Annotated in this window: 10 protein-coding genes; 5 read left to right on the forward strand and 5 right to left on the reverse strand. The window is 72.8% G+C overall.

The features are described 5' to 3' along the window. Window positions 1-42: 42 nt before the first annotated feature. The 3 genes from ACQ0O7_RS13580 to ACQ0O7_RS13590 form a co-directional block, all read right to left on the reverse strand. Window positions 43-879, reverse strand: coding sequence for an undecaprenyl-diphosphate phosphatase (locus ACQ0O7_RS13580; RefSeq protein ID WP_430782388.1), 837 nt, complete (start codon window positions 877-879; stop codon window positions 43-45). A gap of 70 nt (window positions 880-949) precedes the next feature. Then, the gene (locus ACQ0O7_RS13585) at window positions 950-1,879 is read right to left on the reverse strand and encodes a tyrosine-type recombinase/integrase (RefSeq protein WP_430782389.1); all 930 of its coding nucleotides are present in this window, start codon (window positions 1,877-1,879) and stop codon (window positions 950-952) included. Between the two features lie 13 nt (window positions 1,880-1,892). Beyond that, entirely contained in the window at window positions 1,893-3,437 is a 1,545-nt protein-coding gene (locus tag ACQ0O7_RS13590; protein ID WP_430782390.1) for an ABC-F family ATP-binding cassette domain-containing protein, read from the reverse strand. A 65-nt stretch (window positions 3,438-3,502) separates the two neighbouring features. On the opposite strand from ACQ0O7_RS13590, the gene ACQ0O7_RS13595 reads away from it, so the two are divergent. Continuing rightward, entirely contained in the window at window positions 3,503-4,522 is a 1,020-nt protein-coding gene (locus ACQ0O7_RS13595) for a hypothetical protein (RefSeq protein ID WP_430782391.1), read from the forward strand. Then, a complete protein-coding gene (locus ACQ0O7_RS13600) occupies window positions 4,522-4,845 on the forward strand; it encodes a PadR family transcriptional regulator (protein ID WP_430782392.1) in 324 nt (107 codons plus the stop codon). The genes ACQ0O7_RS13595 and ACQ0O7_RS13600 overlap by 1 nt, the downstream gene beginning before the upstream one ends. A 13-nt stretch (window positions 4,846-4,858) precedes the next feature. Here the strand turns inward: ACQ0O7_RS13600 and ACQ0O7_RS13605 are convergent, their stop codons facing one another. Continuing rightward, window positions 4,859-5,629 carry an endonuclease/exonuclease/phosphatase family protein gene (locus tag ACQ0O7_RS13605; protein WP_430782393.1) on the reverse strand — a complete coding sequence of 257 codons (771 nt, stop codon included), beginning with the start codon at window positions 5,627-5,629 and terminating at the stop codon, window positions 4,859-4,861. Window positions 5,630-5,745: 116 nt separating this feature from the next. Between ACQ0O7_RS13605 and ACQ0O7_RS13610 the strand changes: the two genes are divergently transcribed. Genes ACQ0O7_RS13610 through ACQ0O7_RS13620 form a run of 3 tightly spaced genes read left to right on the forward strand, consistent with a single transcriptional unit; the run spans window position 5,746 to window position 8,014 of the window. Beyond that, entirely contained in the window at window positions 5,746-6,507 is a 762-nt protein-coding gene (locus tag ACQ0O7_RS13610; protein ID WP_430782394.1) for a sulfite exporter TauE/SafE family protein, read from the forward strand. 7 nt (window positions 6,508-6,514) lie between these two features. After that, the gene (locus ACQ0O7_RS13615) at window positions 6,515-6,994 is read left to right on the forward strand and encodes a heme-degrading domain-containing protein (protein WP_430782395.1); all 480 of its coding nucleotides are present in this window, start codon (window positions 6,515-6,517) and stop codon (window positions 6,992-6,994) included. 48 nt (window positions 6,995-7,042) lie between these two features. Beyond that, window positions 7,043-8,014, forward strand: a complete 972-nt coding sequence (locus ACQ0O7_RS13620; RefSeq protein ID WP_430782396.1) for an NAD-dependent epimerase/dehydratase family protein — start codon at window positions 7,043-7,045, stop codon at window positions 8,012-8,014. On the opposite strand, the gene ACQ0O7_RS13625 is transcribed toward ACQ0O7_RS13620, so the two are convergent. After that, window positions 8,005-8,502, reverse strand: a complete 498-nt coding sequence (locus tag ACQ0O7_RS13625; protein WP_430782397.1) for a hypothetical protein — start codon at window positions 8,500-8,502, stop codon at window positions 8,005-8,007. The genes ACQ0O7_RS13620 and ACQ0O7_RS13625 overlap by 10 nt on opposite strands. Window positions 8,503-8,525: the final 23 nt, after the last annotated feature.

Consider the following 8,525-nt stretch of genomic DNA (forward strand, 5'->3'; position numbering starts at 1 on the left):
CTTAACAGCTTGCGACAAGACCGGCGACGATTCAGGGGTGGGTCATTTGGCGTCGATCGTGCCGGTGGCCAGCAGCACCAGCAGCACCGAGCCGAGGGCGAGCCGGTAGAAGATGAAGATGCTGTAGGAGTGCTTGGAGACGAACTTCAACAGCCAGGTCACCGACGCGTACGCCACCACGAAACTGACCACGGTCGCCACGATCGTGTTGGTCCAGCCGACACCGGTGGAGATCCGGTCGAACTCCTGCACGCCCTGCAGGATCGACGCGCCGGTCAGGGCCGGGATGGACAGGAAGAACGACAGTTTGGTGACCGTCACCCGGTCCAGGTCGCGCAGCAGGCCGGCCGACATGGTGGCCCCGGACCGTGACACGCCGGGGATCAGGGCCAGGCACTGGACGGTGCCGATGATCAGCGTGTCCTTCCAGGTGACGTCCTCCTGGTGGCGGACCTGGGTGGCGGCGTGGTCGGCGAACGCCATCACCCCGGACCAGACGATCAGGGCGCCGGCGACGAACCACAGGCTGCGCAGGGTGCCTTCGACCTGGTCCTTGAACAGCAGGGCGGCGATCACGATGGGGATCGAGCCGAGCAGCGCGCCCCACCCGAACCGGAAGTCCGGGGTGTCACGCAGTTGTTTGTCGAACAGGCCCCGGAAGAAGGCCGGGACGACGCGGGCGATGTCCTTGCGCAGGAACAGGATGGTGGCCAGCACCGCACCGGACTGGATGATCACCGTGAAGGCGGTGATGTCCGGGTCGTCGATGGTGTGCCCGAACAGCTTCTCCAGGATCGTCAGGTGCCCGGTGGACGACACCGGAAGGAACTCGGTGACACCCTCGACCGCGCCGAGGATCACCGCCTCGACGATGCTCATATCGGTTGCCACAGTGTGTTCTTCCCGCCCGTGTTCGCTGCGATGACCGGCAGAGCATAGGGGGTCTTTCTTAACTGCCGGTGCGGCGGGCGCGCGCCGCGGCGATCGTGTACGCCGGGTCACGGTCCAGGTTGTGCCGGTCACGGTCGTAACGGCGGGTGGTGCGCGGGTCGGCGTGTCCCATGGCGTCCTGGACGTCTTCCAGGGGCACGCCTTCGGCGCGGGCGGTGGTGGCGAACGCGTGCCGCAGCGAGTGCGGGGACAGCCGGCCGGCTTCGGTGATGCCGGCGTCGGCGGCCAGCCGGCGGATCAGCCGGAAGACGGCGTGCCGGTCGACGCGCCCGCCGGTGGAGGTGCGAAACAGCGGCCCGGGGGCCAGGCCGCGTTCGGCCAGCCAGGTGTCCAGGGTGGCGGCCGTGTCGGGGGTGAGGGCCCGGCGGCGGGCTTTGCCGCCTTTGGCGGTGAACCGGACGGTACGGTGCCCGCGTTCGGTGCCCATGTCGGCCAGGTCCAGGCCGATCAGTTCGCTGACCCGCAGGCCGAGGTCGGCCAGCATGGTGATCATCGCGTGGGTGCGGGCCCCGCCCCGGGCGGCTGCTTGCAGCAGGTCGTCGACCTCGCCGGGGGTGAGGCCGAGGGTGGCGGAGTGGTCGCGGTCGACGTGCGGGCGGTCGGCGGCGGTGACCGGGTTGACCGGTACGGCCTGCAGTTTGAGCAGGAAGTCGTACCAGCTGGACACCCCGGACAGTTTCCGGGCGACCGACGCCGGGGCCAGGGGGCGGGCCTCCAGCCGGCGGGCGTAGGTGTTGACGTCCAGGAAGGTGGCGGTCAGCGGGTTGATGCCGTTGTCGTCGCACCAGGTCAGCCAGCCGGTGACGTCACGGCGGTAGGCGGCGCGGGTGTGCTCGGACAGTCGCCGGTTGGCCAGCCAGGCCTCGGTGAACTGGTGCGCCGAGCCGCCGACGGCGGGCGTCCAGGCGTGGTGGGGCTGCAGCGACATGCCGGTCAGTGTGTCAGTCCCCGGTCACCTGCCCGTCGTCGACATGCCAGTGCCGGGTGTGGCCGACGGTGTCGGCGAAGTACCGGTCGTGGGAGGCGAACAGCAGGGTGCCGCGGTAGCGGCGCAGCGCGTGTTCGATCACGTCGAGGGCGGCGAAGTCGAGGTGGTTGGTGGGTTCGTCCAGCAGCAGGATCCGTGCCGGGCTGTTGACCAGAACGGCGAGCAGCAGGCGCCGCAGTTCGCCGGACGACAGGTCCTGGACGGGGCTGTCCCACTGGTCGGTGTCGAACTGGTGGCCGGTCAGCAGGGTTTCGGCGTCGTCGATGTAGACCGGCACCCGGGCGCGGAAGAAGTCCATCACGGTGGTGGCGTCGCGCAGTCCGTCGTCGGTCTGCGGCAGCACCGCGACCGTGCCGGGATGCTCGCCGGCGATCTCGCGCAGCAGCGTGGTCTTGCCGGATCCGTTACGCCCGGTGATCAGGATGCGGTCGCCGCGGGTGACGGCCCGGCCGCGCACGTGCAGCAGGACGTCGCCGGTGCCGGCGGTGTCGCCGGGGAAGGCCAGGGTCACCGGCGGGCGGGTGCGGGGCCGGGCGATCCAGGACACCGCGGCCATCTGGCGGCGCAGCCGGCGTTCGCGGACCTTGGCCTTGCGGGCGACCAGCCGGGCGACGCGCCGCAGGTGTGGTGCGGTGGCCCCGGAGCGCACGGTGTTCTCCACCCCGAGGGCGTGGGCCTTGGTCGTGGCGATGTCGGCTTCCCAGCGGCGGCGGTCCTTCTCCTGGGCCTCGTAGTCCAGCAGCAGCCGTTCCCAGCGTTTCTGTTTCTGCTCGCGGTAGTGGGTGTAGCCGCCGCCGGGATAGTCCTGCGGGGTCTGGTCGATGCCGTCGAGTTCGATGATGCGGGTGACGGTCTCGTCGAGGAACGCCCGGTCGTGGCTGACGGCCAGCACAGCGCCGTGGTAGCCGGCCAGCCACTGCCGTAGCCAGGTGGTGCCGTCGCTGTCGAGGTGGTTGGTGGGTTCGTCGAGCAGCAGCAGGCCGGGGTCGTCGAGCAGGGCGCGGGCCAGCAGCAGCCGGGCCTGTTCGCCGCCGCTGACCTGGTCCAGGCGCCGGTCGTCGGGCAGGTGGCCGAGCGACAGCCGCTGGCGGATCTCGGCCAGGCGGGTGTCGGTGGTCCAGCCCCGCAGGGCGGTCCAGCGGTCCTGGACGGCGGCGTACTCGTCGAGGACGTCCTCGGCGGCCAGGCGTTGTTCGAGCTCGCGCATGCGGGCGGTGACCCGGCCGATCTCGCCGAGGCCGCCGGCCAGCCAGCCGCCGACGGTGCCGTGCGGGTCGGGCATGCGCTGGGGGACGTACCCGATGCGGGTGCCGGCCGTGACCACCCCGTGGGTGGGGGTGAGGTCGCCGGCGAGGATGCGCAGCAGGGTGGTCTTGCCGGCGCCGTTGGGGCCGACGACGCCGAGGCGGTCGCCCGGGTTGAGGGTGAGGTCGAGGCCGGTGAACAGCGGCTCGCCGTCGTGGGTGTGGCCGAGGCCGGTGGCTTTGAGATGAGGCACAGTGCGTCCCACTCTAACCGATAGCTCGGTTGACGATATATAGCGGCGCTCATAGGGTGTGCCGCATGTCCCCTTCCGATTGGCCGCAGGCCGATCCCGCTCTGGAACGCGCCTACCGGCGGCTGCTGCACGCCTACCCGCGTTCGTTCCGGCACCGGCACGGCGCCGAGATCGTCACCACCCTGCTGGAGATGGCCGAACCCGGCCGCCGCCACCCCACCGCGATCGAGTCCTGGCATCTGCTGGCCGCCGGCACCCGCCAGCGTTTCCGGCTGCCGGCCGGGCGCCCACTGGCCTGGCTGGCAGCGGTCCTGGCACTGCTGGCCGGCGGCGCCCTCGGCGCGGCCGGCGGCTCGTGGGCGGCCGAGCAGACCCTGGCCCCGCTGCCGTCGGCCGCGCAGGGCCGCGAGGTCCTCGGCCTGGTCACCGGCCGGGCGGCCCGCCTGGAGATGGACGAGTTCTCCGGCGCCCCGGTCGGCGGCACGGCCCTGTCCGGCAGCGCCGACGTGTGGCACGCCGCCTGGGACCCGCAGCCCGCCGCCGACCGGCTGACCGCGCACGGCTGGCAGGTCGGCCCCCTGACGGCCACCGACCGGATGCAGGTGCCGATCAGCGGCCCGGAGATCGGTTTCGACGCCGTCCGCGACGGGCTGCGGCTCACCGTCAACGGCGAGTCCGACGTGGTGCGGGCCCGCATCGAGGTCGCCGACAACGGGCTGCTGCGCCCCGCCGCGTACGCCGGGCTGCTGGCCGGGGCCCTGGCCGGCTGGCTGGTGACGGCGTCGGTGCTGCGCCGCCGCTCGTGGGCCGCCAACGCCACCGCGGCGCTGGCCCTGGCGATGTGGTTCGCCCCGGTGTGGACCATCTACCAGGCCGTCCTGGAGGTGATGCCGCCGCACGCGGTGCTGCGGCCGTCGTTCTCCTGGACGCTCGGCCCGGCCTGGCTGAGCCCACTGCTGGTGCAGGCCGGCCACACCGCCGGTGCGGGCCTGGTCGCCGCCGGCGCGCTCCTCGCGGTGATCACCGTGGCGCTGTCCCGGTCGAGGCCGCGACCGGACACCGGCGACCGGGAGGTGGCGCTCTGATGCAGGAGCCGACGTTTCTGATCCTGACCGCTCTGGCCGCCCGCCCGCTGCACGGCTACGGGGTGATCCAGGCCGTCGACGGGCTGTCCGCCGGTGAGGTGCGGATGCGGCCCGGCACCCTGTACGGCGCCCTGGACCGGCTGGCCGAGCAGGGCCTGATCGAGGTCGAGCGGGAGGAGGCCGTCGACGGCCGGCTGCGCCGCTACTACCGGCTCACCGACGGTGGTGCGGCCGCGCTGGCCGCCGAGGTGCGGCGGCTGCGCAAGCGGGCCGCGGCGGCCGAGACCCAGCTACGCGGCCGGGCCGGCCCGGCCCCCGCCTGACCGGCACCACGGGTCAGTCCAGGTGCACCAGCAGCGGCCGGTGGTCGGAGACCCCGGCGCGCGGGGTGCGGACCTGCACCACCCGGCCCAGCCCGGCACCACCACGCGGATCGGCCAGCACATGGTCGAGCTGGGTGCGCGGGCGGGGGCTGGGGAAGGTCGCCGCCCGGGCCAGAGACCGCCAGCCGGTGAACGCCCGCACCGGCCCGGCCGGCATGTTCAGGTCGCCCAGCAGGATCCGCGGGCCGGGCAGGGTGCGCAGCGCCCGGACCGCGGCGCGTAGCTGCCGCACGTTCCAGCCGGGCACGAACGACAGGTGGGTGGTGCCGACGGTCAGCGGCCCGCGCGGGGTGTCCAGCACCGCCGCCAGCATCACCCGGGGTTCGTCGTGCAACAGCAGAAGGCCACTGCCGGGCACCAGTACGGGTGACCGGATCGGCGCCCCGGGCAGCTGGGTGATCAGCCACTGCCGCACCGGGTAGCGGCTGACCAGGGCGATGCCGTACTGGGGATGGCTGTGGTCGGCGCCGGCATGCCAGGGTGCCCAGGTGTGGCCGGGGGTGCCGACCACCGCGGCGGCGAACCGGTGGGTGACCGCGCCGAGGGCGTCGGCGGCCAGGGCGGTCAGGTCGAGCAGGCCGCTGCGCGGCTGGGCCCGGTCGACCTCCTGCAGGCCGACCACGTCGGCGTCGAGGTCGGCGATGGCGGCGTGGATCCGGTCGGCGTGTACGGTGCCGTCCGACAGTGATCTGCCGTGCAGCAGGTTGAAGGTGGCCAGGCGCACCAGCCGAGGTTAACCAACGGGTGGAGTGGGATGTTCGTCAAGGCGTTGTTGTGCATGGCGGTGCTGTTCGCCGCCGGGGCGATGTTCGGGATCTGGCTGCAGAAACAGCGCCGCCGGTGATCGCGACACTGGTGGTGGCGGCGTTCGCGGCGGGATGGATCGACGCGGTGGTCGGCGGGGGCGGGCTGTTGTTGCTGCCGGCGCTGCTGGTGGTGGCCCCGCAGTTGCATCCGGCGACCGCGCTGGGCACCAACAAGCTCGCGGCGATCTGCGGCACGTCGGCGGCGGCGGTCACCTACGCCCGCAAAACGAAGATCGACTGGTCGGTGGCGGGCCCGTCGGCGGCCCTGGCCCTGCTGTGTGCCGGCTGCGGGGCGCTGCTGGCCGGCGGCATCCCGGCGTCGGCCTACCGGCCGGTGATCATCGGGGTGCTGATCCTGGTGGCGATCTTCGTCACCGTACGGCCGCAGATGGGCCTGATCGAAGAACCCCACAAACGCACCACGATCCGCCGCACCGCCGCGATCGCCACCGCCGGAGCGGTGATCGCCGCCTACGACGGGCTGATCGGCCCGGGCACCGGCACCTTCCTGGTCCTGGCGTTCACCACCCTGATCGGCGCGGACTTCGTGCACGGCTCGGCCATGGCCAAGATCGTCAACACGGCGACGAACCTGGGCGCCCTGATCGTGTTCGCCGCCACCGACCACGTCGCCTGGAAACTCGGCGCCGGCATGGCCGTGGCCAACGTCGCCGGGGCCCTGCTCGGCGCCCGGATGGCCCTGAGCCGCGGCGCCGGGTTCGTGCGCGTCGTGCTGCTGATCGTGGTCCTGGCCCTGATCGCCCGGCTCGGCTGGCTGCACTGGCAGGACTCATAATCGGCACATGGATCTCCAGGAACTGATCACCACCATCGAGGCCGACGAACAGCGTCTGACGTTCCCCCGCTTCACCGAGGCCGACGCCTGGCGGCTGGGCAGCCTGCTGGTGGCCCTGGCCGGCGACCGCGGCCTGCCGGTCGCCGTCGACATCCGCCGCGGACGCCAGCAGCTGTTCCACGCCGCCCTGCCCGGCTCCAGCGCCGACAACGACGCCTGGATCGAACGCAAGGTGCGCGTGGTGTACCGGTTCGCCGCCTCCTCGTTCCTGGTCGGCCGCCGCCTGGAGGCCAAGGGCCGCGACCTGGACGCGAGCATGGGCGTCGACCCCGCCCGGTACGCCGCTCATGGTGGGGCCTTCCCGATCCGGGTGCCCGGCGTCGGGGTGGTCGGGGTGGTGACCGTGTCGGGGCTGCCGCAGGCCGACGACCACGCCCTGGTCGTCGAAGCCGTCGAGACGTTCCTCGGCGATCCGGCTTCTGCCTAGCGCAGACAACTCTCGGCGTGTCGCGCCCGGATCCGGCAGCCTCGGAGCATGCGAATTCTGGTCTTGGGTGGTAGTGGTTTCGCCGGCCGGGCGATCGCCGAACTGGCGGTCGCCCGCGGCGATCAGGTGACCGTCTTCAACCGCGGCAGCCGCCCGCCGGTGCCCGGCACCCGGCTGCTGTCCGGCGACCGGCTGGCCGTCGGCGGCCTGGACGCGCTGCGTGACGGCGAGTGGGACGCGGTGGTGGACACCTGGTCGGCGGCCGGTGAGGTGGTCGGCGAGACCGCCCGCCTGCTGTCTCGCCGGGCCGGGCACTACACCTACATCTCCAGCCGCTCGGTGTACCTGTTCGACGAGACCGGCCACCAGCCCGGCCTGACCGAGGACGCACCCCTGGTCCCCGCCGACGACCCGCAGTACGCCGGCGACAAACTACGCGGCGAACAGCACGCGAGCACCTTCGACGGCCCCGTCCTGCTGGCCCGGGCCGGGCTGATCCTCGGCCCCTACGAGGACATCGGCCGCCTGCCGTGGTGGCTGCGCCGGCTGGCCGAAGGCGGCCCCACCCTCGCCCCCGGCCCCCGCGACCTGCCGTTGCAGTACATCGACGTACGCGACCTGGCCGCCTTCGTCCTCGACAATGCCGCAGCCGGCCGGTCCGGGCCGTTCAACCTGGTCAGCCCGTCCGGGTTCACCACCATCGGCGAATTCCTCGACACCGCCGCCGCGATCACCGGCGGGCACGCCGACCTGCGCTGGACCGACCCGCAGACCATCCTGGACGCCGGGATCGAACCGTGGATCCAGCTGCCGGTGTGGCTGCCGCCGGGCCCGCTGCACCGCTTCCTGCACACCGGCGACGTCAGCCGGGCCCTCGCCGCCGGGCTGCGCTGCCGTCCGGTGCGCGACACGATCGCCGACACCTGGGCCTGGCTGCCCGACACACCGCCGCAGCGCCCCGACCGGCCGGTCGTGGGCCTGGACCCGCGGGTCGAGGCGAAAGTGCTGGCTCAGCGGTAGAACGGATGCTCGCCGTCCGGGTCGGCCGCCACCACGTCCAGACCCGGATCGGCCAGCAACGCGGCGATCGCCGCCCGGCCCGCACCGATCCCGGCGAAGTGCGGATCCACGTCACTGGTGAAACACCAGCTGTGGTCGGCCGGCCACACGAACGCCGGCGGTGCGATCGCGAACCCGTCACCGAAGTCGGCCTCCCACTCCTCGATCGCCCGCAACGGCCCGCGCAGCAGCGCCACATGCCGGTAGGCCAGGCCGGTCAGCAGCTGCCCCGGCGGCAGCCGGATGTCGCTGTAGCCGTCCCACACCGCGAAAAAGCAGTCGTCGGGGGTGCCGGTGTGCCCGGCCAGCAGCCGCAGCGCCCGCCGGGCCTGGTCCAGGTCGTGGGGATGGTCCTCCCCGGTGTCGACGTCGGCTTCGCTCTGCCCGTCGAACACCGGGTCCGGTATATACCGCAGGCGGGCGTAGGCGGCGAACCCGCCCGGCCCCATGGTGATCAGCTGATGGGCGCCGG

It is taken from the genome of Actinoplanes sp. G11-F43 (assembly GCF_050589265.1).
Lineage (GTDB): Bacteria > Actinomycetota > Actinomycetes > Mycobacteriales > Micromonosporaceae > Actinoplanes.